This window comes from Gelidimonas diazotrophica (genome assembly GCF_055694025.1).
This window is the reverse complement of sequence record NZ_CM146349.1, coordinates 144,758-171,025: the sequence shown is the minus strand read 5'-3', so window position 1 is coordinate 171,025 and position 26,268 is coordinate 144,758. Positions and strand designations below refer to the sequence as shown.

The window sequence follows — 26,268 nt, the reverse complement described above, 5'->3', positions numbered from 1 at the left end:
TTATTTTTACGAAATTTTGATAACTGTTCAGCGCGCTATGGAAAACTCCCTCGCCCGCGCGCGGGAGAGGGCTGGGGAGAGGGTGCTCGCAAGAACGAAGGTGGGCTAAAACAAGACTCGGCCTTGATGGGATTGCCACATAATCAGGCCGGAATATTTGCTAATACCCTCTCCCTAACCCTCTCCCGCAAGCGGGCGAGGGGATTCAAACAGTCCTCATCTAGTGCGCTGAATAATTACAAATTATGCGACTCAAACAGCCACCGTTGCGATTTTCAGCAAGTGGTCCAGTGGCTCCGGCCGGTGATGCAAATAGCCCTGGACGTAGTCCACCCCCAGTTCGCGCAGCAAGGCTTCCACCTCTTCCGTTTCGACCCATTCGGCTACGGTTTCCATGTGCGTGGCCTTGGCGAGTTGCGCCATGCTCTGGATGCAGACCCGGTCCACCGGATCGGTCAGCAGGTTGCGCATGAACTGGCCGTCAATTTTCAGCACATCGGCGGGGAGTGTCTTGAGGTAACCAAACGATGTCATGCCGCTGCCAAAATCATCGAGCGCGATGCGCGCGCCACGGTTACGCAGTGCAATGAAGAAAGTCACCGATTCGTTCAGGTTGATGATGGCTGCAGTCTCGGTGACCTCAAAGCATATCTTGCGATAGTCCACAGGCATGCTGTCCATCATGGCCAGCACATCGGCACGAAATACCGGGTCACCCACCGATTGGCCAGACAGATTGACTGAGAGCCGATCCAGGTGCAGCAGTGCGTTTTCATGCTGCACCATCCATTCAAAAACTGCGTGCAACACCCATCGGTCCATTCTGCTTGCCAGAAAGAAACGCTCGGCAATTGGCACAAAATCGCCTGGCGAGACCCGCCTGCCATCAGTATCGATCATGCGCAACAGAACTTCACCATGCACCCCGCCGTGCTCGTGTTCGGGTTGAATCGCCACAATGCGCTGCCAGTGCAATTCGAAGCGTCCTTCAGCCAGAGCCTCTTCAATGCGCTGTGCCCACTGGATTCCGTCTTTTTGGGCCAGCACACCCTTGTCGTTATTTTCATAGGCATGGACGCGGTTGCGCCCCGAATGTTTGGCCACATAACAAGCCGAGTCGGCCGCGTTCAGGACCGCTGCAGTGGACAGCCAGTTCCTATGCATCTGCACCCAGCCGATACTGGCGCCAATATGAAAACGGCGACCGCCATGCTCAAACCGGTAGTCGTCCACGGCCTTGCGAATCTGCTCGGCCACCTCGGCGGCCTTTTGCGGACCGCAGTGCGTCAGAATCACGCCAAATTCGTCACCCCCCAGCCGGCCAAAGGTATCCGTGGATCGCACGCAGCGGCTGATGACCTGCACCACGTCACGCAGCAATTGATCGCCGGCGCCATGCCCACAGGTGTCATTGACAATTTTGAAGCGATCCAGATCGACAAACATCAGCGCGGATTCGATGCCCTGATTGCGGGACAAGTCCAGCGCACGGCCCAAATGCTTTTCGAATTCAAACCGGTTCACCAGATTAGTCAGAGAATCATGGGCAGCCCGGTGGCTGGCCTCCAGGTGCAAGGTTTCCAACTCGCGCTGCCGGCGCCCGGTCAGTGCGAGTTGCTGAATCGCAAATAGGCCAAAAACCACTGACAGAATCAACAAAACGGTTAACGTGATGCCCTCGTAAAGGGCAAACTGCCGAACATCACCCAGCATCAGGCTCGAACGCATGTTTTGTATTTCATGCACATCAAGCAAAAGTCTGTGAATAACCGGATGTAACCGATTGATGTCCTGCTGCAGCGTTTGCAACGTGGCGGCGTCCAGAGTTTTGGGAATTTCTTCCAGATAGGAATCTGCTTTTTTCAGATACGACCGCGCCTCGGCATATGCTTGCCTGAATGTCGCATTCTCCTTCATCACGTTGCCGCTGACGCTGGTCTCGAATAGCAGCACCTGGCTTGCAAAAATATTGTAGTAATTACTGGTTTCCGCCAGCAAACCGGGCTTATCGGGTTGGTGTACTGCCTCTTGCAAGGCACTCTGGTAGCGCATCAGGTCCAACTCAAGCTGGTAAAACTCCCATGAAAAATTGTCGTGCCCTTGAACAGTACCGCGGGCTACCCGTTCAATCTGCTGGTATTGAAACCAGCATAGGCCAGTCACTGCAACCAAAATGATAGTTGCGACCCCGAGTAAAAAGCGGCGAACCGGCTTCTTTATATCCGCATAAAAATCGCGAATTTTCATGGAGCGCCTGAGTTCAGGACCTTCGATTGCTAAACTCACGAAGGCTTACTCAACAACAATTTTTTGCAGTTGCCAGATCGAACGCGTGTAATAGGTGTCGCTCTTGAGCCTGGGCTTGCTGTCAAACGGATAGATCATCAGCAGAGGGCCCTTGCTGCGCACCATCAATTCCTTTCCATCCGCCCGGCGCGCCAGCACCGGCTCAAACTCGGCGGCATCGTCAAAGGGCACCTTGATCTCGTATTTATTCATCGCCATCAAACGCAGCACCTTGCCTTGCGCTCCAACGACATTTAACACACTGTTGAGCGATGGGCCGGCATAGGTGACCGGAATTGTGTGCCAGGGCGACGCTGTGGAAAATTGGGTAACTGGCAGCGCATCCAGCATTTCGGCATCGAATTCGGCGGTGTCTCCGGCATTGCGATGGCTGATGTTGCCTCCGACAGTCAAAATGACAGGGCCTTTCGGTTTTGGTAGCGCTTGCGCCCCCACCCCGACCGACAACATGTTGATAAAAAACACTGACAGGAAAAAACGGCATATCACTAAAAAATACGATTTCATCGTATGTCCCCTCGAACTCAAAAATTAAACAATTATTTGGCCATGAGCCCAGTTAATGGTAGTGGCGGCGATGCGTGCAACCGACATTGCGGCGCGGCACATAGGAACGCGCGTGAAATAATGTGCATATTTGTTCCACGTCTGACGGGCGCGCTGCCGCTTGTGCGTCGCAACAAATTTCGTATATTTACGAAAATCGATATTGACATAAAGAAATCTTCAAAATTTGATTTGCGACAACAGACGCACAGATTCATGCATGCGGCAAAGAGGGCATAAGGAACGTGCGCGGCATAATTTGTGGATTTGGACCGTGCAGCAGGGATTTCACCGGGCAATGCCCGATGCCTGCAACGGTGTGGCCTTGCAAGGCGCGCGCAGGAGTGCTGGCGAGCGCAATGCCGCAGCGCGCCCGCCAAACGTGGGAACACATGCGCACATTATTTCGCGCACGTTCCTAAGTTAGACGTTCGTCTTGGAAAATATTGGGTTGGCGATTCGATTTTGCCCCGTAGGCCTCAGGGCCTCAGGGCATTAGGTGCTGACCGAAGTAATGGGCATCGTCCGATTACTTTCACGGCGCCTAACTAATCACGCCCTTCTGTTTCAATATTGCAATCTGCTCCGGGGTGCGCCCGAGCGTAGCGAGAATTTCAGCAGTATGCTGCCCCAGTTCCGGGCCTACCCAGCGGGTTTCGCCTGGGGTTTCGGAGAGTTTGGGAACCACGCCCGGCAGATCGATGGGCATGCCATCGGGCAAGGTAAATTGCTGGATCATGTCGCGCGCGCGGTAGTGCGGGTCCTGATAAATATCGGCGGCGGTGAATACCCGGCTGCTCGGCACGGCGGCGGCTTCAAGGGTGTTCAATACATGATCGATGTCATGCTGCGCGGTCCAGTCCGAGATCGCCTGATCTATCAAATCATTGTGCTGTACCCGTCCGTCATTGCGCGCCAGCGCCGGGTCTGCGGCCAGATCGTCGCGCCCCATCGCTTGCATCAGGCGCTTGAAAATGCTGTCGCCGTTGCCGGCGATGATCACGTACAAGCCGTCGCGGCAGAGATAGGTGCTGGACGGCGAGATGCCCGGCAGGCTGGCGCCGGTACGCTCGCGCACATGGCCGGATTCGCCGTATTCCGGGATCAGGCTTTCCATCACGCCGAACACCGCCTCGTACAGCGCGATGTCGATGAACTGGCCTTTGCCGCCATTGACTTTCAGATGGTGCATGGCCAGCAGCGCGCCAATCACGCCATACAGCGACGCCAGCGTGTCGCCGATGCTGACGCCGACCCGCACCGGCGGGCGATCCGGAAAACCGATCAGATTACGCAACCCGCCCATCGATTCGGCAATCGCGGCAAAACCGGGGCGTTGACTGTAAGGGCCATCCTGGCCGTAACCGGAAACCCGCACCATGATCAGATTCGGGTTGATCTTGACCAGATCTTCCCAACCCAGACCCCAGCCTTCGAGCGTGCCGGGGCGGAAATTCTCGATCACGATGTCGGCATCCCAGACCAGTTCACGCACGATCTGCTGACCTTCTTCCGACTTCAGATTGAGCGTCAGCGATTTCTTGTTGCGGCTCTGCGCATACCACCAGAGCGAAGTGCCGTTATGCAGTTTGCGCCACTTGCGCAGCGGATCACCATCGACCGGGGCTTCGATCTTGATCACTTCAGCGCCGAATTGACCCAGCAAGCTGGCCGCATACGGGCCTGCAATCAAGGTGCCCAACTCTATGACTTTAACGCCCTGTAACGAGGCCTGTTTGCCGGAAGAAAATTTATCCATGGTGCGGTGTTCCGAATATCAAGCTAAAGGAAACTAAAGAAAACCCCCGGCAGCGCGTTTGCAACTGCCGTGGGCATCCATCATGCCAGAGCCGGATAGTCGATGTAACCTTCAGCGGTTGGTTGATAAAAGGTAGCCGAATTCGGCACATTCAATGGCGAATTGATCTTCAGCCGGCGCGGCAGATCCGGGTTGGCGATAAACAACTGCCCGAACGCGACCGCATCGGCTTCGCCCGCGCTCAGCAATTGCTCGGCTGTGGCCTTGGTCAATTGCTGATTGGCGATGTAGACGCCGCCGAATGCTTGCTTGAGTTGCGGGCCGAGCCGGTTTTCGCTTTGCGGTTCCCGCGCACAGATGAAGGCGATGCCGCGCTGGCCCAGCTCGCGCGCAATATAGCCGAAAGTCTCGGCCGGATTGGAGTCGCCCATGCTGTGGCTATCGCAAGCCGGCGCCAGGTGCATGCCGACCCGGTCTGCGCCCCATACCGCAATACAGGCATCGGTTACTTCCAGCATCAGACGGGCGCGGTTTTCCAGCGATCCGCCGTAGATGTCGGTGCGCTTATTGCTGCCGTCCTGCAAGAATTGATCGAGCAGATAACCATTCGCGCCATGAATTTCAACGCCGTCAAAGTTTGCCGCCTTGGCATTTTCAGCGCCCTTGCGGTAAGCCGCGACAATGCCCGGAATTTCTGCCAGATCGAGCGCTCTTGGCGTGACGAAATCACGCAGCGGACGCAGCAGGCTGACATGTCCTTGTGCTGCAATTGCGCTCGGCGCCACCGGCAACGCACCATCCAGTAAGCTTGGGTCTGAAATGCGGCCGACATGCCACAGTTGCAGCACAATGCGCCCGCCGGCCGCGTGCACGGCGTCGGTCACTTGCTTCCAGCCGGCAACTTGTTCGTCGGACCAGATGCCTGGCGTATCGGCATAACCGACGCCTTGCGGCGTCACCGCAGTGGCTTCGCTGATAATCAGGCCGGCCGATGCGCGCTGGACATAATATTGCGCCATCAGCGCGTTCGGCACCCGCCCTTCCCCGACTGCGCGGGAGCGTGTCAGGGGCGCCATGATGATGCGATTTGGGAGATTGAGCGCGCCGATTTTGATTGGGTTAAATAAAGTTGTCATAGTTACTTTCAATAAAGTTGAGAGAGCTTGGGTTTGATGCTGCAGGTGTTTTTTGCAGGATGTTTCGAGCTTCAAAAAGCGTCTGTATCGGATTGCACATTACTTTTTTCGCTGCACAAATCGTCATTGATATAGGCGCGAAAGGCGGTAATCGTCTGCTCATTGCGGCTGAAAAAAATCCATTGCCCGACGCGTTTTGCGGTGACAAGTTCCGCCTGCTGCAAAATCGCCAGATGGGCGGAGACCGTCGATTGGGACAACCCTGCGCGCTGATTGATCAAACCGGCGCAGACGCCCAGATCGAGCGGATATTCCTGATTGGAAAAATAGCGATTGGGTTCTTTAAGCCAACCGAGTATTTGCCGTCGCACCGGATTGGCCAGTGCCTTGTGAATTGCGTCGAAGTCCATAATCAATGCTCGTATTTCGTTTTCTAAAGAATCAAATATTGTTATTTGGTGAAATTAATATCGTCATAATACGATATTAATGCAGAACGTGCAGGGCATCAATTCGGGATGCAGTAATCGTTGCCACACAACTTCCCCGTGATATCCTTGCAGGCCCAGAATAAACCGCACAATTGCTGTCAATGAATACGCCCAATCCTGTCCCCGGCTCTACCTCTGTTACTGCCCCTGTTACTGCTGCTGTCACTGCTCCCAACCCGATTCACGCTGCACGCGCTCTGCTCAAGGAACTGCAGGAAAAATTCGTGGCTTTTCGTGATTACATGCCGCTGGCGATCGGCATCGACAAGCAACTCATCGCACTACTGCCGCAGACAAATCGCAAAATCCTGCGCATTGCATTGGGCCTCCACACAAGGTCGTTGCGGTACATGAAGAGTATGGAAAAAGCGACGGCCAGGTTTGACCTCGATGGCAATGCAACCGACGCCATCACGGAAGAACATCGCGCCCATGCGTCCGAGGTGTTGCGGGAGCGCTTCAAGAAAGACGCCGAGCAGCGCAAGGCGCACCGCGAAGCTGAAGAAGCCAAGCGCAAAGCTGAAGAAACCCAGCGCCAGCACGCTGAAAAACTAGGCCAGCTCGCGGCTAAATTCTCGCGCAGCGGCACTTAACTTAGTAGCACTGCCTGCAAAACCCAGCCTTAAGCAATCTCCAGAATCTTGCTGGGATACACTTACACAAAGCGGATGCATCCGCTTTGTGCAGATACGCTCTAGGATTCCAGATGAAAGCCCTGCTACAACACTTGACGTCCATGACACGGCAACGCGACCATGCGTTACTCGACGCGTCGGTCATCGCGGCGCTGGCAGAGGTGACTGCGGCCAGTCAGGTGCGCAAGCTGGAAGTGTTGCGGGTGCGCGATGAAATACGCCTCAAGCTCAGCGCCTGCAGGCTGCATGCCTGTGAAGAATGCAATCACATCCGCTGCAGCGGCGAATCGGTGGCGCTCGAGCCGGCACTGGCGGCCGCGGTGACGCAACATCTAACCAGCGCCCAAAAAATCATGCCGGACGGAACCCGCATATTGTGGCTGCTGGTCTGGCTGGATGATCACTTCATCGCCTGTCTGGAACTCTGGAATCCGGCCGCATGCGACGACAAGACGCTGGAAATGGCGCAGGCCATCATCGCCATTTATGCCAACCATCGCAGCCTGCTCGATTACAGCCAGCGCGATTCGCTGACCGATTTGCTTAACCGCAAAACCTTTGACGAGAATTTTTCGAAAATATTGCGCTCGTTGGCGCAGTGCGACACGCCCTCCGAGTCGCAACCGGAAGAGCGCCGGCATACCGAGGCAAACAAGAATCAGTGGCTGGCGGTGGTCGACATCGACCATTTCAAACGCGTCAACGACGAGTTCGGCCACCTGTATGGCGACGAAGTGCTGCTGTTGCTGGCCAATCTGATCCGCACCTCGTTCCGCCCGCATGACGGGCTGTTCCGCTTCGGCGGCGAAGAATTCGTGATTTTATTGCAGGCCGCCGCACTGGAAGATGCGCTGCGCATTTTCGAGCGCTTTCGCAGCAACGTCGAGAAATACCATTTTCCGCAAGTCGGCCAGGTCACGGTCAGCATCGGTTTTACCCGCATCGGCTTGAATGCGACCCCGGTGGTCGTGCTCGGACATGCCGACCTGGCGCTCTACCATGCGAAAACCCACGGCCGCAACCAAGTTTGCTATTACGAGAAGCTGGTGGAAGGCGGCCAGCTGAAGTCGGAGATATCGAACGACATGGTGGAATTCTTTTAATCCAGACCTGATAAATATCTATTATCCAGGGAGTATCACGATAAATAGTGCATTTCCCGCATAATTTAATTGCGGCATTAAAAAATACGCTATCCCAGTATATTTTCATGCCAAAACCGGCGTGAAACTAATGCAGGGCCCGTTTCAGGGTCGTCATCATCACTCCCACCACCAGCAGCAGACTGCCCGATACGCGGTTGATGTTGCGCACGAAAGACGCGTTGGCGCTGAAGCGCTGCGCTTTGCTGCCGATCCACGCATACAGACTGTAAGCGAATCCGTCCAGCGCCAAGCCGGTGGCGCCGAACACCAGCAACTGCAGGCCCAGCGGTTTGGCCGGATTGATGAACTGCGGCAGCAAGGCGACGAAATACAGCAATGCCTTCGGGTTCGACAATTCCACCACCAGTGCCTGCCAGAGTGCGCGCGGCCCGTGCACCGCATGGGCGCTCTCGGCAGTCACGGTCAAGGCGCTGGATTTGCTGCGCAGCGCGGCAATGCCCAAATAAAACAGATACGCCACGCCGACCCACTTGATGATGGAAAACAGCGTACTGCTGGCCATGATCAGCGCCGCAATGCCGGTTGCCGACAGCGCGAAATATGCGGCGTTGCCCAGCGCGATGCCGGCGATGGCCCAGTAGGAGCGGCGAAGCCCGTTCGAAATCCCCTGCGCCACGATCAGCAGCGCGGCCGGCCCCGGCGTCAGGCACACCACCAGCGTGGTGACGGCAAAAATTGCGTAGGTTTCCCAGTTCATACGATTTTCCTTCTGGTGCTGTTGTCAGTGATATTGCTGGTACTATTTTCAGCCTGCGCTGAAATGCACTGGCTAAACTATGTTTGCTTTCATTATCATGATCTTTGCATGAAAATCGAATTCGACGCGATGGATGTGACAATCCTCGATATTTTACAGCCCGATGCGCGCACTGCGCCGAAACCCTCACACTAAAACCTCGCCTCCATGGAACTGCGCCAACTGCGTTACTTTGTCGCCATCGTCGATCACGGCTCGCTGTCGCGCGCCGCCCGCGTGCTGCACATCGCCCAGCCTGCGCTGACCCAGCAATTGCGCCAACTGGAAGAAGAACTGGGCGCGAAATTGCTGCACCGCTCGGCGCAAGGCGTGCTCTCCACCGATGCCGGCACGCTATTTTATGAACACGCGCAAGCGATCCTGAAACAGGTGGGCGACGCCAAATCGGCGGTGGCCCAATCGACGAACCGGCCCACCGGCACCGTCGCGCTCGGTCTGCCGCAAAGCATTTCCGGCGCGCTGGCGCTGCCCTTGCTGACGGCAATACGTGAAACCTACCCCGACATCACATTGCAACTGACCGAGGAACTCTCCGGCAGCCTGATCGAACAACTGAAATCGGGCCGCATCAATCTGGCAGTGCTGTTCGACGATGGGCAACTGAGCGCCTTCACCGTTACCCCGCTGGTGGAAGAAGACATGCTGTACATCACCGGCAGCGGTTCGCGCTTCGAGGCCCGCGGCGCGTCGATCGCGCTGGCCGACGCGGTGCGGGCGCCGTTGATTCTGCCCGGCTTGCAACACGGCGTGCGGGCGCGCATCGAAAACCTCGCGCGCAGCGCCGGGCTGTCGATCGACAATGTGATCGACATCAATTCGATCGCCATTCTGAAATCCGCATTGCTGGCGGATATTGGCGCGACCATCTTGCCGGTGGCGCCGGTGCTGGCCGAAATCAAACGCGGCGACATGGTGGCGCGGCCGATCAGCGGAGCGCAGATTTCACGCACCGTGGCCTTGTGTGCATCCAAGAATATTCCGCTCACCAATGCCGCTGCGGCAGTCGAGCGGCTGGTGCTGGAAGTGACCCAAACGCTATGCGAAAACGGCCGCTGGCTGGGCGCGCATGCATTGCATCCGCACTAATTTTTCAACCCGCCATGAATGATCCGTTCCCGCTGCCGTAGGGGCGGGTTCCAAACCCGCCCTCGCACTTTGGCGGCAAAAGGGCGGGTTTGGAACCTGACCTCACACTTAGCGGCAAAAGGGCGGGGTTGGAACCTGACCTCGCACTTGGCGGCGAAAGGGCGGGTTTGGAACCTGACCTCACACTTGGCGGCAAAAGGGCGGGTTTGGAACCCGCCCCTACAGGCAAATGGTTGACGCAGAAAACTGCTTCAGAGCAGCGCATCCAGATACGGACTTGCGTCGTGCGACGCCAGCAAGCACGAAAATTCGGCGGCCGGGATCGGGCGGCTGAACAAATAGCCTTGCATGCTGTGGCAGCCGTTGTCGATCAGGAAGCGCTGTTGTTCGGGGGTTTCCACCCCTTCGGCGATCACCTGCAAATGCATGCTGGCGCCCAGCGCAATGATGGCGCGGGTAATCGCGGCGCCGTTGACATCGATCCCGATATCGCTGGTAAACGACTGGTCGATTTTGAGCTTGTCGATCGGGAAGCGCTTGAGCTGCGCCAGGCTGGAATAGCCGGTGCCGAAGTCATCGATCGAGAATCGCACCCCGAGCGCGCGCAACTCTTCCATGGTGCCGATCACGCGCTCGGGGCGCTGCATGATCAGGCTTTCGGTCAGTTCCAGCTCCAGCCGCTCGGGCGCCAGACCGGTGTCTTGCAGCACCTGTTTCACTTGCGCGGCGAAATCGTCCTGGTTGAACTGCTTGGCCGACACATTCACCGCCACCCGCAAATGACCATATCCCAGTGCATGCCAGCGCCGCGTTTCCTGACACGCGGTGCGCAATACCCACAAGCCAATCTCGACGATTTGCCCGGTTTCTTCGGCCACCGGAATAAACCGCAGCGGCGATACCAGCCCCATCTCGGGATGCGCCCAGCGCACCAACGCTTCCATTCCGGTGATCTGGCCGCTGGCAAAATCGAGCTGGGCCTGATAAAAAACCCGGAACTCGTTGCGTTGCAGCGCCAGTCGCAGGTTGTTTTCGATCAGCAGCCGTTCCATCGAAGCGGCATTCATTTCTTCCCGGAAAAACTGGAAATTGCCGCTGCCCTTGGCGTGGTGCAGCGCGACATCGGCATTTTTGAGCAGCACCAAAGGGGTCTTGCCGTCGTCCGGAAACAGGCTGATGCCGATGCAGGCGCAGACGCTGATCTCGTGTTCTTCGAGCCGGAAGGCTGGGCTGAGTGCGGTCAGCACGCGCTCGGCCATGTGGGCCGCAGCATGCGCGCCGTCCAGGTCTTCCAGGATGACCGCGAACTCGTCGCCGAGATGGCGGAAAACGGTATCGACGGTGCGCACGCTGGCCGCCAGACGTTGGGCCACCGCGATGATGACTTGGTCGCCGACATCGTGCCCCAAAGTGTCATTGATGTGGCCCAGGCGTTCAATATTCATCGTCAGCAGCGCGACCCGTTGGTTTTTGGACTCCGCGTTGCGCAGCGCATGCTGCAGTCGATCCTGCAGCAGCGCCCGGTTGGGCAGATTGGTCAGCGCATCGAAATACGACAGCCGCTCGATCTGGCTTTGCGCCGCCTTGGCGTGCGAAATATCGCTGAAAATACCGATGTAATTGGTAACAGCGCCACTGGCGTCAAGCACCTGGCTGATCGACAGGCGTTCGATGAAAACTTCGCCCGATTTGCGGCGGTTCCAGATTTCTCCGCTCCAGCTGCCGTGTTCGGCAATCGATTGCCACATCGCCTGGTAGAACGCGGCATCCTGCTGTTCCGATTGCAACAGCGCCGGAGTCTGGCCCAACGCCTCGTCGGCAGCGTATCCGGTAATCACGCAAAAGGCCCGGTTGACTTTGAGAATGCGTGTTTTGGCATCGGTAATCACGATACCGTCGCTACTGCTTTCAAACACGGTGGCCGATAGCCGCAACGCTTGTTCGGTGCGCTCAAACTCGGTAATGTCAACCATGATGCCGCACAAGGAAACCACTTGATCGGCACCATCGGCACCCATTCCGACGCTGACTGAATCCTTGAGCCAGACCACCCGGCCGTCGGCGGCCAGCATCCGGTATTCAAACGCGTGGTTGTTGCCGCCCCTGGTTTGCATGGTGCAATAGTTAACTGTACGTTCGCGATCCTGCGGGTGAATGTGGGCGGCCCAGAAGCCTTCGGCGTACCAGTCTTCAATCCGGTAGCCCAGGATGTGCTCGGCTTGTGCACTAACAAAAGTGAAGCGAAAAGTGGCTGGATCAGCCTCCCAGACAATCCCGTCGATACAATTGACAAGAGTCTCGAAACGCTGTTGCGCGCATAGGGTGGCGTCGGCAGTGGTGTGGGGCGACGGGTCTGGAAAAGATGACACAAAAAACTTTCTGGGCGCTGCCCGTGGGTGGCATTCTTTAGGCTGCGCTGATTATAGTTAGAAGGGTGCGGTTTTACCAGACGTGACTAAATGCCATGAATGCAGACGGGCAATTCCAGGTTGTGCTCCAAAGCGCGTTGATTGAATTTTTGCTTGAGGATTAAGTTGCGTGCTTTACCAACCGCCTTCATCACATCCTGTAACTGACTTTTTTGAAATCGGCATATACAAAAACGGCCCGCATAAAATCGCGGGCCGCTTATTTGCTGCAGTGCGTTGCTGTAGTGAAATTACCGTCAAGCAAGCTGCCGCGCCGGGGTGGCGACGGCTCGAAACTAGCTCAGCGCAACTGTCTTTAAATAGGATTAGCTACCCTTTTTTACCTTCAGCTCGCTCTGGACGTCCTTGACGCCCTGGACTCCGGCAGCCAGTTGCAGCGCGCGTTTGCCAACTTCAGCATTGGGCACGATGCCCGACATCTTCACCACGCCTTGTTCGGTAGACACGCTGATTTTCAGGGCTTGCACTTTCTTGTCTTCGACCAGCGCAGCTTTGACCATGGTGGTGATCATTGCATCGTCAGCGTAGGCGGAGGTAGCAGCGGGATTAGAGGTGGCGCTGGGAGCAGAGGCTGCGCCAGAAAGGCTGGTCGCGGCGGTAGTGGATGTGGATGCATCTGCGGCTTGCACTGCAGCGACGGAAGTTAAAGACACCAATGCGGCAACAAGCAGGCGGGACAACATTTTATGATTTTGCATGATGGTTTCTTTCTTAGTAAGGATAGTGGTTAGTAGTAGTACTGAACTAAGCAACGCCGTACTAACGTTACAAATACCTTCATAGCAAGCACTGTGCCAGCATGTTAAAAAATCAATCAATTCAAAGACTTAAGAAAAATCCACGATTGTGGTGGCGGCAAAAGCGCGGTTTTGATGCGATTTGTGTCGCTCCCGGGCGACAACTGGCTGCATTGAATCATGCAGGCCATTGATTTTAAAGGAATTACTTCTGTCGCTCTTCGGCGACAGAAGTATCCTCGGCCCGGAACAGGCTCGGCGTCAGGCCGGATTTTTGCAGCAAGCGATAGAACTCGGTGCGGTTGCGGTCGGCCAGCCGCGCCGCGTCGGCAACATTGCCGTCGGTAAGCTTCAACAGTTGGATCAGGTAATTGCGGTCGAAGCGCTGCTTGGCCTCGGCGTAACTCAATACTTCGAGCGACGGCACGCGCAGCGCGCGCTGCACCAGCGACAAGGGCACCAGCGGCGCGGTGGCCAGCGCGCAGACTTGCTCGACCACATTATTAAGCTGGCGCACATTGCCGGGCCACGCTGCGGTCATCAGCGCCGCCAGCGCCTCGGGCGCAAAGCCGTTCAGCGGCTTGTGATATTTGCTGGCAAGCAGTTGCAGGAAATGATTGGCCAGCAACGCGATATCTTCGCGCCGCTCGGCCAGCGGCGGCAGGCTCAGGGTCACCACGTTGAGGCGGTAATACAGATCCTCGCGAAACTGCCCGTCAGCCAGCGCGGCATCGAGATCGCGGTGGGTGGCCGAGACAATCCGCACATCGATCGGCAACGCCTGGTCGGCGCCGACCGGCCGCACCGCGCGCTCCTGCAGCACCCGCAGCAATTTCACTTGCAGCAACAACGGCATGTCGCCGATTTCATCCAGAAACAAGGTGCCGCCGTGTGCCGCCTGAAACAGGCCCTGCCGGTTCGCCACCGCACCGGTGAAAGCGCCCTTCACATGTCCGAACAATTCGGATTCGAGCAGTTGTTCGGGGATCGCGCCGCAATTGACCGCCACAAAGGGTGCGCTGGCGCGCTGACTGGCGCGATGGATGGCGCACGCCAGCAGTTCCTTGCCGCTGCCGCTCTCGCCGCGAATCAGGATGCTGGCGTCGGTTGCCGCCACCAGCTTGGCCTCGGCCAGCAGCGCGTTCATCCGCTGGCTGCGGCTGATCAAGCCTGCGCGCCATGCTTCGTCGCTGGGCGCTGGCAGCAACGATGACAGCGGCGATGGCACGCTCAGGCTGAGCGCTTGGGCGATTTTTTCCAGCAGCACTTTGCCGTCGAACGGCTTGGTCAGATAGGCATAAGCGCCGCGTGCGGTGGCTTCGACCGCATCCGGGATGGTGCCGTGTGCGGTCAACAGGATCACCGGCAGCGCCGAATGCTGGCTGCGGATTTCATCGAACAGCGCCAGTCCATCGCGCTCCGGCAGCCGGATGTCGCTGATCACCAGGGCCGGCAATTCGATCGCCAGCCGCTCCAGTGCCGCTTCCGCACTTGTTACCGCAGTGACCCGATAGCCGGCAGCGCTCAAGCGCATCGACAACAAGCGCAGCAAATCAGGATCGTCGTCGACCAATAGAATCTGCGCATTGGCCGTCATGGCGTTCCTTTTGTGGTCGCTGCTGCCGGCGCGCCATTGGGGCGCGCCGGCAGCGTGCGTTCGATCGCCTTCAGCTCTTCCAGCGTCTGCCTGAGTTGCTCGACGCGCCGCTGGCTGTCCCTGCTCTGCTGATTAAATTTATCGGCCTGGTCGCTGAGGCGACGCATTTCGGTGTAGTTTGCGGCAAGAATCTGGGCCAATGGCTTGACGGCCAGCGCATCCGGCTCGGTCGATTTGATGACGCCGTCGGTCAAGCTCTGAGCCCGCGCCAAGTCGTCATTGTTATGGCTCAAGGTCAGCAGCATCGATTTTTTCAGCGCGAATTGCGCGTTTTTGGGCTGCGCTTGCAGAACTGCCAGTTCCTTGGTCAGTGCGGCCGGCGTCAATTCACGCAACCACTGGTGATAGGCCAGCAAGTCACCGATTTCGCGCGGCGTATTCAACCCGCCCGGCGCAGGCTGGGAAGCGATCACAGTAGCCGGTTCTTGCACCGGGACCGGCGTTGGCGTCGACCTCTGCGATGGCGCAGTGGTGCAGGCCGCCGACAGGGCGCAGAGCAAGGTGATCAAAATTTTAGTTTTCATTGTTTTCTATATTTTTATTAGGTAGCGAAATCCGAAAATGGGCGCCCGCTGCACCCGGCAAAAGTTGCACCGTGCCGCGATGGGCGGCAACATATTCACGCACGATCGACAGGCCAATGCCGTTGCCATTGCGCGCCCCCGGCGGCTGACGTTGGCCTTGATAGAACGGCTCGAATATGCGCGCCGCGTCGGCCGGCGCAATGCCCGGACCCTGGTCTATGCAATCGATCGTGATGCAATCTGATTTAATCCCCAGCACCAGGCGGATGGCGCCGCCCTGCGGGCTAAAACGGATCGCGTTCGATAGCAGGTTAGCCAAGGCCACCTGCAGCTTGTCGGGATCAACGCTGGCAATATGTTCCGGGCCGCTCAGGTCGATGTGTAAATCGCGCGCTTGCCATTGCAGGCGCTGCACCTCGATCACCTGCTGCAGCAAAGCGTGCAGTGCGGTCGGCACGCGTTGCAACTGCTGGGCGTTGAATGCGGCGGTATTGTAGCGCAGCAAATCTTCGATCTGGGTCTGCAGCGCGAGCGTGTTCTGACGCAAAATGGCGGCAATTTCGCGCTGATTGTCCGACAGCGGGCCAGCCACTTCTTCTTCCAGCAACGCCACGCCTTCACGCAAGGACGCCAGCGGGGTTTTCAATTCATGCGAAATATGGCGCAAGAAACGCGCCTTGTCGGCTTCCAGATCGGCCAGCCGCTGGCGCAACCAGTCCAGCTGGCTGCCGAGCCGACGCAGATCGGCCGGCCCATCCACCTCGATCGCCTGATCGAAACGGTTCTGGCCCAGACGGTTGATGGCAGCTTCAATCCGCGCCAACGGGCGCGACAGCCATAGGCCGAAACAAAACGCAAACAGCGCAGCCAGCGCGATGGCGCCGATCACCTGCCCTTTCAAGACGCTGCGTTGCTGCTCCAGCGCTGCCAGCAACGCGTTGTTGCGGCGCTCGACTTCGAGCTTGCTCTCTCTGGACAACAGCGCATTGATGGCCGGCAAGCGGACAAAAACCCGCGCCAGAATTTCCTGATTTTGCTGGCGCTGCAGCGGATCGGCCTGCAACAAGGCCCAGGCCGATTCACTCTGCGAACTCCAGTCCTTGAATTCACGCGCCGGCACCTTTGGCAACTGCATCGAAAGCGCGCTCAAGGCGGCCCGCGCCTCGCTCCAAACTTCGCGGTAACGGCTCCGGAAGCTGGGATCGTTGAGCACCAGAAACTGGCGCGCACTGCGTTCCATCGCGATGGTCCGTTCCGCCAGGCGCTGCGCATCTTCGGTCAGTTGCACCGCATCTTGCGCGGTTTGATGACTATGACTGGCCAGTCGTTCCAGCGTCAATAAGGCTTGCACCGAGGTCGCGCTCAACAGCGCCACAATCATCAGAAAAGCAGTCAGCAGGAGTTGGCGAAAAGATAGCCTGGAAAGAATCACTATGCGTTTGTTCTTCGGTTCAGCACAACATTGCCCGCGATCAAACGATTGCGGGCTGGGATGGCGACGCCAAAGCCAAAACGTGCTCGCTGCGCCGCCCTGCCTGATCTCAGGAGGCTAGATAATAACAAGTTAGCAATAAGACGCGCATACAGGCAGAAACCCCGCGTCGATCCCGGCCACCCGCGCTGCCGCTTGCGGAGCCGGGCTGCAGCAGCGGTTCGAGGGCAATTTCAGCCTCAAGTTCCACCTGGCGCCGCAGCGGTTCAGAAACCGCCCCACTCGGTACTCAAAAAAGCCGGTGCCCACGCTGAAATCCAGCAGCTGCTATTGATTGGAGTATATTTTATATGCGCAATAAAAATATGCGGAAAATGCCATGAAAATAGCCATACTCCATATTTTTTGCAAAATGCATTGTGCCTGGAGTCTTTTCGTGCTTTCGCGTCTTGCGTGGGCAATGGGCCAGCGCAAACGCAGCAGATGGCCAATCTTCCCAAGCCCAGAAGTCTGCGCTGCAAGCGTGGTTCACCGGTGCGTCTTTCATCGCGCTCGCGAATCGGTTTGATCAGGATCATGCTCCGCGATCATTTCCATGCGGCAACCTGCTCCGGAGACTATAGTCGACCCCGCAATCCGGACACCAGTTTAAGCCATGCGCTGTTGTGAAAAGCGGCGACCGATCCTGGGCCAATCTTCAATCAGAGCGAACCAGGCTTTGATTAAAACTCGCAGAAGAAGCCATCAGACCAACAATGTTGCACGTCAAGAATATTCGGCGATGCTGCGGTTTCTTGTCGATCCTTAATATTAGCGGGAGCTTGAAAATGCCGATTGTCTGGAATGGTTATTTGGTGGCGTTGTCGTTGCTGATAGCCATGTTCGGGTCGTTTTCAGCACTTTCACATACGCAGAACATGCGCGAAAGCACGGGGAAAACGGCGTTCATATGGATGGTCGCCGGCGCCGTGACTTTGGGCGTGGCGATCTGGTCGATGCATTTCATCGGGATGCTCGCGTTTCATCTGCCAATACCGATCGCCTACGACATCCCGCTGACGCTGCTTTCAATTCTGCCGGCTATCGCTGCCACGCTATTCGGTTTCTATCTATTGCAAAACAACACCGTGCGATTTGATCGCATTGCGGGGGCTGGCACTTTCATGGGGCTGGGAGTTGCTGCGATGCATTACACGGGCATGGCGGCGCTTAAAATGCAGCCCGCGATCAGTTACGATCCACTGATATTTTCGCTTTCGATCGTCATCGCCATCGGCGCCGCGATCGGCGCTCTGCTGATCGTGTTTATCGGCGAAAAAACGGGATTATCCTCTCTCAAACAGCAGTCGTTCGGCGCGCTGATCATGGGTTTTGCCATCGCCGGCATGCACTACACGGCGATGCAGGGGGCAAGCTTCGCTGCCGGCAGTTTTTGCACCGTCGGCGGCAAAAGCCTCGAACCGACGCTGCTGGCCTTGATCGTAACCTCTGTGGTATTGGCGCTGTTCAGCGGTGGCTCGCTCGCCAGTCTGATTGATCGCCGCATTGCCTTGGATCGGCTGCGCCTGGCGCATGCCGCATTGAAAACCCATGGCAACCAACTGGCCCAGACCCATGACGAATTGAAAATCGCCAAGGAAGCCGCCGAGAGCGCCAGCCGCACCAAGAGTGAATTTTTGGCAAACATGAGTCACGAGATTCGCACCCCGATGAACGGTGTGCTCGGCACCGTCGGGCTGCTTCTGAATACACCCTTGAGCGCAACCCAGCGTGAGTTGGCCGGCATTGCCCGCGCAAGCGGGGAAACCTTGCTCGTCATCATCAACGACATTCTGGATTTTTCCAAAATCGAGGCGGGAAAGCTGACGCTTGAGCCGCTTCCATTCGACCTGTTAGTGGCGGCCGAACAGGTGGCCGGCATGATCGCGCTGCACGCCACGGAGAAAGAAATTGACATCATCGTGCGTTATCCGCCGGATGTGCCGCGCCACCTGATCGGCGATCCGGGACGGATTCGCCAAGTGCTGACCAACCTGGCCACCAACGCCGTCAAGTTCACGCACAAGGGCCAAGTGCTGATCGATGTCCGGGTCGAGGCACAAACCGACGCCCTGGTCTCGCTGCGCATCAGCATTGAAGATACCGGGATTGGCATTGCGCAGGATCAGCTGCAAGGATTGTTCGAAAAATTCACCCAGGCCGACACCTCCACCACCCGTCGCTACGGAGGCACGGGCCTGGGCCTGGCGATCAGCAAGCAGCTGGTGGAATTGATGGGAGGCGCCATTGGCGCCACCAGCCGTCCGGGACAAGGCTCGACCTTCTGGTTCGTGCTGCATCTGCCGCGCCAGACGGATGTCGCTGCCATCACCTTGCCCGTGGCTGATCTGGCCGGCGCCCGGGTGCTGATCGTGGACGATAACGCCGTCAATCGACGGGTGCTGCAAGAGCAAACCCTTGGATGGAAGATGCGCAACACCAGCTGCGCATCGGCTGGCGAAGCACTGCGCACGCTGCGCGAGGCACACGCGGCCGGCGATCCCTATCAGCTGGCAATTCTCGATTTTCAGATGCCGGAGATGGATGGCGAAATGCTGGGTCGCGCGATCAAGGCCGACCCGGTGCTGCGCGATACCGTGCTGGTGATGCTGACGTCGCTCGGACAGCGGGGCGACATGGCGCGCTTGAAAGAGATCGGTTTTGCCGCCTATCTGGTCAAGCCGGCGCGCCAGTCGGAACTGCTTGCCACTCTGGTTAGCGTCTGGGACGATCACCTTCACCGCCGCGCTGGCGGTGTCGTGACGCGCCATACCCTGGCCGAGGCCCGCGCCTTGCAGGGCGACAGCGGCGCGGATCGCCCGCAATTCACCGCCCGCGTCCTGCTGGCGGAAGACAATCCCACCAACCAGATTGTGGCGGCGCTGATGCTGCGCAATCTGGGCTGTCGGGTGGACATTGCCGCCAACGGCCTGGAAGTACTGAACATGATGGAAGCATCATCCTACGACGTGGTGCTGATGGATTGCGAGATGCCCGAGATGGATGGCTTCGAGGCCACCAGCGCGATTCGCGCCCGGGCCGATGCCAAAGCGCAGATACCCATCATTGCAGTAACCGCACAATCGATGCAGGGCGACCGCGAACGCTGCCTGCAGGCCGGCATGGACGATTACATTACCAAGCCGGTGCAGCAGGAAGCTTTCGCCGCCGCCTTGACAAGATGGCTGCGCGGGAATGACGAACCGACCGCAGGCGAGGAAGAAACAGGCGACGCCGTTACTGCGACCATCGATTCTTTATCTGTCGCACCCGCGGCCCTCGACGCCAAGGTGGTGGCCCGCTTGCGCGACCTGGCGCTGGCGACCGATCCCTCCTTGCTGGAGCAGATATATGCCTCCTTCCAAAACGACGGGATGAAACGGATCGACGCCTTGCGACGCTGCGCCAGCGCCGGCGACATGCCAGCGTTGTGCAAGACGGCGCACGCGCTCAAGGGCGCCAGCGCCAATGTCGGCGCGCAGCGCATGGCCGACATCGCGCAGCAATTGCAGACACTGGCTGAAAACGGGGCGCTGAACTGGGCGCAGGATTTGATCGATTTGATCGATTTGATCGAACAGATGGATGAGGAATTCGGACGGGTCCAGAGCGCTATCGCAGAGCTCGGCGTCCGTGGCGTGTTGCAAAACGAGATACAGCACCAATGAAAATATTGATTGCCGAAGATGATACCGGTTCACGCCTCGTGCTGGGCGCCACGCTCAGGAAACTGGGGCACGCGGTGACCGCGGTTGAGGACGGCCGCAGCGCCTGGGAAGCCTGGCAACAGGGCGAGTATGCGTTGCTTATTTCCGACTGGATGATGCCCGATATGGATGGGCTGGAGTTGTGCCGCATGGTCCGCGCCGCGCCCCGCCTGCAATACACCTACATCATCCTGCTCACCGCGCTCTCCGGCAAAGGCAGTTATCTCGAAGGCATGGGCGCGGGAGCTGACGACCTGATTACCAAGCCGTTCGATGAAGAGCATCTGGCCGCGCGCCTGCATGTCGCGCAACGCATTCTGGCGCTGCACGAAACACTGCGTTTCCAGGCCATGCATGACCACCTGACCGGTTTGTGGAATCGCGGCAGAATCATGGACAATTTGCAGGAGGAGCTGGAACGCGCCGCGCGTGAAGGCGCCTGTCTCGGCGTGATGCTGGCCGACCTCGATTACTTCAAACGGATCAATGATACGCATGGCCATCTGGCGGGCGACGCCGTGCTGCAGGAAACGGCGCGCCGGATGCATGACGTGCTGCACTCGTATGCCAGGATCGGGCGCTATGGCGGCGAGGAGTTCCTGATCATCGTGCCGGGCGGCGGCCACAGCCACTTCGTTGCGGTGGCGGAAAGCATCCGCCACCGTGTCAGTGAAGCGCCGGTGCAGACCTCGGCAGGAGCAGTCGCGGTGACTGTCAGCCTGGGCGTGGCGATCACGCGCATTGGGGTGCGCGAAGATGCGGCTACGGTGATCGCAACAGCCGATGCGGCGCTCTACCGCGCCAAAAACGGGCGCAACCGGGTGGAAATCGCGGACCTGAGAAGTCCGGGCTGGCCGGAGCCGGTCCCGGAAATTGGGTGTATTCGCACCAACGACACAGAAGTCCCGCAGATTCTGTCCGGCACCGATTTTTGCAACCAATGATTTGACCGCTGCCTGACATAAGATCGTCGCATCCAGCATCCCCGAAACGTTGCACTGTTCATCGCAGCACAGAGACGGCCCATAGTGGCATGGCAGGGAATGCCATTTTTCTACATAGCCAGCAGCGCGGACTAAATGTATCTGTTGTAAGCAGATGCATCACTTGTTGTCTGATGTTGGCAACTCTATATATTGAAGCGTACACAACGTCGTTGGGAGATTGGTATGAAACGTATTCTCTGTAATGCCGCAGCAATTGTTGTTCTCAGTACTGCTACTTTTATCCCTACGCAAGCGGTGGCGCAAGTAGGCATCAATATCGTTATTGGCAACGCACCTCCGCCGGTAAGATATGAAGTCGTTCCAGCCCCACGCCGAGGATATGAATGGGCGCCTGGTTATTGGAATTGGAATGGCCAAAAGCATATGTGGGCGCGAGGTCATTGGGAACGCGCACGCGCCGGCCAGCACTATCAGCATCCTGAATGGCAACGAAACAATGATGGCTGGCGTCTGAACCGCGGTGGATGGCAGCGCGGCGAACGCCATGACAACCGCAACGGAAACGGGAACGGAAATCGAGGCAAGGGTCATGGTGATCGCGACCATGATGGCGTGCCAAACCGTCAAGACCACAGGCCGAACGACCCGCGCCGCAATTAAGTTGGCAGCGCGGATGGCAAAACTACATCGAACCGCCCCTGATTGGGGCGGTTTTCAATTGGGCGCGCTGCGCTTTGGATGGCCGGGTTCGCCGCCCTGGGCTGGTGTTTAACGGGTTCTCGCCAGTGCGCATCATGCTGGAAAACAATCTCCACGAAAGACACGAAAGGCACGAAAAAAAGGTGGCAACGGTGTGGCAGGAACAGCTGTCCAAGTACAGGACAGGCTTCGATGCATTTCCAATATCGATTGAGTATATTTAATACAAGCAATTAATATATGCGGGAAATGCCATAAAAATGACGATACTCCTTGTTTTTACGAAACTGGTTGGGGCGCGAGCCGTCTACTGTCAATTCTTTTGCAAGCAGGCCAGATCCCGATTCGCCAAAAATGGCGACTTATGCCAGGCGCGCTCAATAAAAAACCGTGAAAGACGGGCCGCAACTGCGTGCCAACAGCCGGCTAATGCACTACTGGTAAACCGCGGTTTTTTGCGTATCGCGTAATAGCCTGAAAAACTGACATCCTGACGACAGGCAAACTGTTTTTTTCGCGCTATACTCGGTTTTTGGTGACGTTTACGTAAACGTCATGTAAACCGTCGCATAAGAGCGCACAACACCCCGCCACCCCGGAGACCACCATGACCGATCTGTCCATCGTCGACAAGCTCACTGCATACAAGCCTGCCAACAAAATTCGCTTCGTTACCGCAGCTTCCCTGTTTGACGGCCACGATGCGTCGATCAACATCATGCGCCGCATCCTGATGGCCAATGGTGCGGAAGTGATTCACCTCGGCCACAACCGCTCGGTGGATGAAATCGTCACCGCTGCATTGCAGGAAGATGCGCAAGGCATCGCCATTTCCAGCTATCAGGGCGGCCATGTCGAATACTTCAAGTACATGATCGACTTACTGCGCGAGCGTGGCGGCGCCCATATCAAAGTGTTCGGCGGCGGCGGCGGCGTCATCGTGCCGGAAGAAATCGCCGATTTGCACGCGTATGGCGTGACCCGCATTTTCAGCCCTGAAGACGGCCAGAGCATGGGGCTGGTCGGCATGATCCTGTCGATGATCCGGGCCTGCGATGTCGATCTGTCCGTCTTTGCCCCGACCGAACTGGCCGCGCTGGAAAGCGGCGATATTACCTCCCGGCACCGGCCGCTGGCGCAACTGATAACCGCGCTGGAAAACGACCAGGTCAGTGCGGAACTGAAGGCGCAATTGCACGCAGCGGCAGCCGCACTGCGCACTCCGACATTGGGCATTACCGGTACCGGCGGCGCGGGCAAATCCTCTTTGACCGATGAGCTGATCCGTCGCATCCGCATCGATCAGGACGATGCGCTGAATATCGCGCTGATTTCCATCGATCCGTCGCGCCGCAAATCGGGCGGCGCGCTGCTGGGCGACCGCATCCGCATGAATGCGATCAATCCGTGGGGCGGCAAGGACAACGCGCCGGTGCGGGTCTTCATGCGCTCGCTGGCCACACGCGAAGCCGGTTCCGAAATCTCGCAGGCGCTGCCGGACGTGATTGCCGCCTGCAAAGTGGCCGGTTTTGATCTTGTCATCATCGAGACTTCCGGCATCGGCCAGGGCGACGCCGCCATCGTGCCGCATGTGGATGTCAGCACGTATGTGATGACGCCGGAATTCGGCGCCGCCTCGCAACTGGAAAAAATCGACATGCTCGATTTTGCCGATTTCATCGCGATCAACAAATTCGACCGCAAAGGCTCGCAAGACGCGCTGCGCGATGTCGCCAAGCAATACCAGCGCAACCGCGAACTGTGGACCTTGCGTCCGGACGACATGCCGGTATTCGGCACCCAGGCGTCGCGCTTCAACGACGACGGCGTAACCGCGCTGTACCAGGGCTTGCTGCCAAAACTGATTGATCACGGCTTGAAAGCCAATGCCAGCAAGCTGGCTCCCATCACCGCCAAATTTTCCAGCAGTAAAAACGTGATCGTGCCACCGGCGCGCAGCCGTTATCTGGCTGAAATCGCCGACACGCTGCGCGGCTATCACAAATCTACCCGCAAGCAAGTGCTGCTGGCGCGCGAACGGCAGCAGTTGCAGGAAGCCAAGCGCATGTTGAGCGCTGCCGGCAAGAACGCTGACTTCGACGACCTGATCGCCGAGCGCGACGCCAGCCTCGACGCCGGTTCCAAAAAGCTGCTGACGATGTGGCCAGACATGCAAAAATCGTATGCGGGCGACGAATACGTAGTCAAAATCCGCGACAAGGAAATCCGCACCCAACTGGTCTCCAGTTCCATGTCCGGCACCAAAATCCGCAAAGTCGCGCTGCCGAAGTTCGAGGACCACGGCGAAATCCTGCGCTGGCTGATGCTGGAAAACGTCCCCGGCTCGTTCCCGTTCACCGCTGGCGTGTTCGCCTTCAAGCGCGAAAACGAAGACCCGACCCGCATGTTCGCCGGCGAAGGCGATCCGTTCCGCACCAATCGTCGCTTCAAATTGGTATCTGAAGGGATGGATGCCAAGCGGCTGTCGACCGCCTTCGATTCGGTCACGCTGTATGGTGCAGATCCGGCGATCCGGCCCGATATTTACGGCAAAGTCGGCAATTCCGGCGTCTCCATTGCGACACTGGACGATATGAAAGTGCTGTATGACGGCTTCGACCTGTGCAGCCCGACCACCTCGGTTTCGATGACCATCAACGGCCCGGCGCCGACCATCCTGGCGATGTTCATGAACACCGCCATCGACCAGCAACTCGGCAAGTTCGTCAGCGACAACAGCCGCGACCCGACCGCTGACGAAGCCGCCAAAATCCGCGTCTGGGTCTTGCAAAACGTGCGCGGCACGGTGCAGGCCGACATCCTGAAGGAAGACCAGGGCCAGAACACTTGCATCTTCTCGACCGAATTCAGCCTGAAAGTGATGGGCGACATTCAGGAATATTTCGTGCATCACCAGGTGCGCAACTTCTATTCGGTTTCGATCTCCGGCTATCACATTGCCGAAGCTGGCGCCAATCCGATTTCGCAACTGGCGTTCACGCTATCGAACGGTTTCACCTTCGTCGAAGCGTATCTGGCGCGTGGCATGCACATCGACGATTTTGCACCGAATTTGTCGTTCTTTTTCAGCAACGGCATGGACCCGGAATACACGGTTCTGGGCCGCGTCGCGCGCCGTTTGTGGGCAGTGGCGATGCGCGACAAATACGGCGCCAACGACCGCAGCCAGAAGCTGAAATACCACATCCAGACCTCCGGCCGCTCGCTGCACGCGCAGGAAATCGACTTCAACGACATCCGCACCACGCTGCAGGCGCTGATCGCAATTTACGATAATTGCAACAGTCTGCACACCAACGCTTTCGATGAAGCGATCACCACACCGACCGACGAATCGGTGCGCAGGGCTTTGGCAATTCAATTGATCATCAACCGCGAATGGGGTCTGGCCAAGAACGAAAACCCGATCCAGGGCAGCTTCATCATCGAAGAATTGACCGATCTGCTGGAAGAAGCTGTGCTGCAAGAGTTCGAACGCATCGCCGAACGCGGCGGCGTGCTGGGTGCAATGGAAACCGGCTACCAACGCGGCAAAATCCAGGAAGAATCGATGCACTACGAACACATGAAGCACGACGGCACGCTGCCGATCGTCGGCGTCAACACCTTCCGCAACCCGAAAGCCGGCGGCACCCCGCAAAAAATCGAACTGGCGCGCTCGACCGAAGCCGAAAAGCAATCGCAGCTAACCCGCCTGGCCGATTTCCAAAGCCGCCACGCAGCCGAAGCCCCGCAGGCGCTGGCTGCCTTGCAGCAAGCGGCGATCAACAATGAAAACGTGTTCGAGAAACTGATGGATGCGGTACGCGTGTGTTCGTTGGGGCAGATCACCACCGCGCTGTTCGAGGTCGGCGGGCAGTATCGAAGGAATATGTAGATACGTAGGGCGGAAAAGCGTAGCGCCTTCCGCCGAATGACTCACTTCGATCGCCATTTTTCACAAAGGGAAATGCCTAATCCCTCCCGTGTGCCGGGCGCGTATATCGTTGCGCATTCGAATTTTTGCATGTACATACGGCGGAAGGCGCTGCGCTTTTCCGCCCTTGTATGCTGATTTATAAGATGTTTGGTGTTTGTTTGGATAGGCGCCAAAGACATCGGAAGGAGCGCGCAGCGCGACTGCAGATGTCTTTGGCGCGCCGCAGCAAAATGCACTATGCCGCATTCCAGAACCTGACACCAAGAGCAAGAGA

The 26,268-nt window shown here is 57.7% G+C and carries 19 protein-coding genes; 7 read left to right on the top strand and 12 right to left on the bottom strand.

Annotation, left to right across the window (positions count from 1 at the left end):
- Positions 1–252 precede the first annotated feature (252 nt).
- The 5 genes from KGFNPO_RS00790 to KGFNPO_RS00770 all read right to left on the bottom strand — a co-directional run bounded on the left by KGFNPO_RS00790 (position 253) and on the right by KGFNPO_RS00770 (position 6,158).
- Positions 253–2,247, bottom strand: coding sequence for a putative bifunctional diguanylate cyclase/phosphodiesterase (locus KGFNPO_RS00790; protein WP_472632670.1), 1,995 nt, complete (start codon positions 2,245–2,247; stop codon positions 253–255).
- A gap of 45 nt (positions 2,248–2,292) precedes the next feature.
- Entirely contained in the window at positions 2,293–2,814 is a 522-nt protein-coding gene (locus KGFNPO_RS00785) for a putative pterin-binding protein (RefSeq protein WP_472632669.1), read from the bottom strand.
- 583 nt (positions 2,815–3,397) lie between these two features.
- The gene (locus KGFNPO_RS00780) at positions 3,398–4,612 is read right to left on the bottom strand and encodes a CaiB/BaiF CoA transferase family protein (RefSeq protein ID WP_472632668.1); all 1,215 of its coding nucleotides are present in this window, start codon (positions 4,610–4,612) and stop codon (positions 3,398–3,400) included.
- Positions 4,613–4,692: 80 nt separating this feature from the next.
- Positions 4,693–5,748 (bottom strand): alkene reductase, encoded by a 1,056-nt coding sequence (locus tag KGFNPO_RS00775; protein WP_472632667.1) that lies wholly within the window; start codon positions 5,746–5,748, stop codon positions 4,693–4,695.
- 71 nt (positions 5,749–5,819) lie between these two features.
- Positions 5,820–6,158, bottom strand: a complete 339-nt coding sequence (locus tag KGFNPO_RS00770) for an ArsR/SmtB family transcription factor (RefSeq protein ID WP_472632666.1) — start codon at positions 6,156–6,158, stop codon at positions 5,820–5,822.
- Between the two features lie 182 nt (positions 6,159–6,340).
- Here KGFNPO_RS00770 and KGFNPO_RS00765 point away from each other — a divergent pair, with 182 nt between their 5' ends.
- The gene (locus KGFNPO_RS00765) at positions 6,341–6,832 is read left to right on the top strand and encodes a ProQ/FINO family protein (protein ID WP_472632665.1); all 492 of its coding nucleotides are present in this window, start codon (positions 6,341–6,343) and stop codon (positions 6,830–6,832) included.
- Between the two features lie 113 nt (positions 6,833–6,945).
- Positions 6,946–7,977 (top strand): GGDEF domain-containing protein, encoded by a 1,032-nt coding sequence (locus tag KGFNPO_RS00760; protein ID WP_472632664.1) that lies wholly within the window; start codon positions 6,946–6,948, stop codon positions 7,975–7,977.
- A 127-nt stretch (positions 7,978–8,104) separates the two neighbouring features.
- Here KGFNPO_RS00760 and KGFNPO_RS00755 read toward each other — a convergent pair whose 3' ends face one another.
- Positions 8,105–8,737 carry a LysE family translocator gene (locus KGFNPO_RS00755; RefSeq protein WP_472632663.1) on the bottom strand — a complete coding sequence of 211 codons (633 nt, stop codon included), beginning with the start codon at positions 8,735–8,737 and terminating at the stop codon, positions 8,105–8,107.
- 207 nt (positions 8,738–8,944) lie between these two features.
- Here KGFNPO_RS00755 and KGFNPO_RS00750 point away from each other — a divergent pair, with 207 nt between their 5' ends.
- Positions 8,945–9,883: a LysR substrate-binding domain-containing protein gene (locus tag KGFNPO_RS00750; RefSeq protein WP_472632662.1), complete on the top strand. Its 939-nt coding sequence runs from the start codon at positions 8,945–8,947 to the stop codon at positions 9,881–9,883.
- Between the two features lie 251 nt (positions 9,884–10,134).
- Here KGFNPO_RS00750 and KGFNPO_RS00745 read toward each other — a convergent pair whose 3' ends face one another.
- The 6 genes from KGFNPO_RS00745 to KGFNPO_RS00720 form a co-directional block, all read right to left on the bottom strand.
- A complete protein-coding gene (locus KGFNPO_RS00745) occupies positions 10,135–12,252 on the bottom strand; it encodes a putative bifunctional diguanylate cyclase/phosphodiesterase (protein ID WP_472632661.1) in 2,118 nt (705 codons plus the stop codon).
- A gap of 365 nt (positions 12,253–12,617) precedes the next feature.
- Positions 12,618–13,010: a BON domain-containing protein gene (locus KGFNPO_RS00740; protein ID WP_472632660.1), complete on the bottom strand. Its 393-nt coding sequence runs from the start codon at positions 13,008–13,010 to the stop codon at positions 12,618–12,620.
- Between the two features lie 244 nt (positions 13,011–13,254).
- Entirely contained in the window at positions 13,255–14,646 is a 1,392-nt protein-coding gene (locus KGFNPO_RS00735) for a sigma 54-interacting transcriptional regulator (protein ID WP_472632659.1), read from the bottom strand.
- On the bottom strand, positions 14,643–15,230 hold the full coding sequence (locus KGFNPO_RS00730; protein ID WP_472632658.1) for a hypothetical protein: 588 nt from the start codon (positions 15,228–15,230) through the stop codon (positions 14,643–14,645). The genes KGFNPO_RS00735 and KGFNPO_RS00730 overlap by 4 nt, the downstream gene beginning before the upstream one ends.
- On the bottom strand, positions 15,220–16,659 hold the full coding sequence (locus KGFNPO_RS00725; RefSeq protein WP_472634535.1) for a sensor histidine kinase: 1,440 nt from the start codon (positions 16,657–16,659) through the stop codon (positions 15,220–15,222). Before KGFNPO_RS00725 ends, KGFNPO_RS00730 begins: the two co-directional genes overlap by 11 nt.
- A gap of 349 nt (positions 16,660–17,008) precedes the next feature.
- Entirely contained in the window at positions 17,009–17,209 is a 201-nt protein-coding gene (locus KGFNPO_RS00720) for a hypothetical protein (protein WP_472632657.1), read from the bottom strand.
- A gap of 280 nt (positions 17,210–17,489) precedes the next feature.
- Between KGFNPO_RS00720 and KGFNPO_RS00715 the strand changes: the two genes are divergently transcribed.
- The 4 genes from KGFNPO_RS00715 to icmF all read left to right on the top strand — a co-directional run bounded on the left by KGFNPO_RS00715 (position 17,490) and on the right by icmF (position 25,952).
- On the top strand, positions 17,490–20,369 hold the full coding sequence (locus KGFNPO_RS00715) for a response regulator (protein WP_472632656.1): 2,880 nt from the start codon (positions 17,490–17,492) through the stop codon (positions 20,367–20,369).
- Positions 20,366–21,352 carry a GGDEF domain-containing protein gene (locus KGFNPO_RS00710; RefSeq protein ID WP_472632655.1) on the top strand — a complete coding sequence of 329 codons (987 nt, stop codon included), beginning with the start codon at positions 20,366–20,368 and terminating at the stop codon, positions 21,350–21,352. The genes KGFNPO_RS00715 and KGFNPO_RS00710 overlap by 4 nt, the downstream gene beginning before the upstream one ends.
- Before the next feature lie 225 nt (positions 21,353–21,577).
- Positions 21,578–22,015 (top strand): hypothetical protein, encoded by a 438-nt coding sequence (locus KGFNPO_RS00705; protein ID WP_472632654.1) that lies wholly within the window; start codon positions 21,578–21,580, stop codon positions 22,013–22,015.
- A 646-nt stretch (positions 22,016–22,661) separates the two neighbouring features.
- Entirely contained in the window at positions 22,662–25,952 is a 3,291-nt protein-coding gene (gene icmF / locus KGFNPO_RS00700; protein WP_472632653.1) for a fused isobutyryl-CoA mutase/GTPase IcmF, read from the top strand.
- Positions 25,953–26,268 lie beyond the last annotated feature (316 nt).

Coding starts and splice junctions, on each gene's coding strand:
- KGFNPO_RS00790 (WP_472632670.1), bottom strand. CDS start 2,247: ATGAAAATTCGCGATTTTTATGCGGATATAAAGAAGCCGGTTCGCCGC.
- KGFNPO_RS00785 (WP_472632669.1), bottom strand. CDS start 2,814: ATGAAATCGTATTTTTTAGTGATATGCCGTTTTTTCCTGTCAGTGTTT.
- KGFNPO_RS00780 (WP_472632668.1), bottom strand. CDS start 4,612: ATGGATAAATTTTCTTCCGGCAAACAGGCCTCGTTACAGGGCGTTAAA.
- KGFNPO_RS00775 (WP_472632667.1), bottom strand. CDS start 5,748: ATGACAACTTTATTTAACCCAATCAAAATCGGCGCGCTCAATCTCCCA.
- KGFNPO_RS00770 (WP_472632666.1), bottom strand. CDS start 6,158: ATGGACTTCGACGCAATTCACAAGGCACTGGCCAATCCGGTGCGACGG.
- KGFNPO_RS00765 (WP_472632665.1), top strand. CDS start 6,341: ATGAATACGCCCAATCCTGTCCCCGGCTCTACCTCTGTTACTGCCCCT.
- KGFNPO_RS00760 (WP_472632664.1), top strand. CDS start 6,946: ATGAAAGCCCTGCTACAACACTTGACGTCCATGACACGGCAACGCGAC.
- KGFNPO_RS00755 (WP_472632663.1), bottom strand. CDS start 8,737: ATGAACTGGGAAACCTACGCAATTTTTGCCGTCACCACGCTGGTGGTG.
- KGFNPO_RS00750 (WP_472632662.1), top strand. CDS start 8,945: ATGGAACTGCGCCAACTGCGTTACTTTGTCGCCATCGTCGATCACGGC.
- KGFNPO_RS00740 (WP_472632660.1), bottom strand. CDS start 13,010: ATGCAAAATCATAAAATGTTGTCCCGCCTGCTTGTTGCCGCATTGGTG.
- KGFNPO_RS00735 (WP_472632659.1), bottom strand. CDS start 14,646: ATGACGGCCAATGCGCAGATTCTATTGGTCGACGACGATCCTGATTTG.
- KGFNPO_RS00730 (WP_472632658.1), bottom strand. CDS start 15,230: ATGAAAACTAAAATTTTGATCACCTTGCTCTGCGCCCTGTCGGCGGCC.
- KGFNPO_RS00720 (WP_472632657.1), bottom strand. CDS start 17,209: ATGAAAGACGCACCGGTGAACCACGCTTGCAGCGCAGACTTCTGGGCT.
- KGFNPO_RS00715 (WP_472632656.1), top strand. CDS start 17,490: ATGCCGATTGTCTGGAATGGTTATTTGGTGGCGTTGTCGTTGCTGATA.
- KGFNPO_RS00710 (WP_472632655.1), top strand. CDS start 20,366: ATGAAAATATTGATTGCCGAAGATGATACCGGTTCACGCCTCGTGCTG.
- KGFNPO_RS00705 (WP_472632654.1), top strand. CDS start 21,578: ATGAAACGTATTCTCTGTAATGCCGCAGCAATTGTTGTTCTCAGTACT.
- icmF (WP_472632653.1), top strand. CDS start 22,662: ATGACCGATCTGTCCATCGTCGACAAGCTCACTGCATACAAGCCTGCC.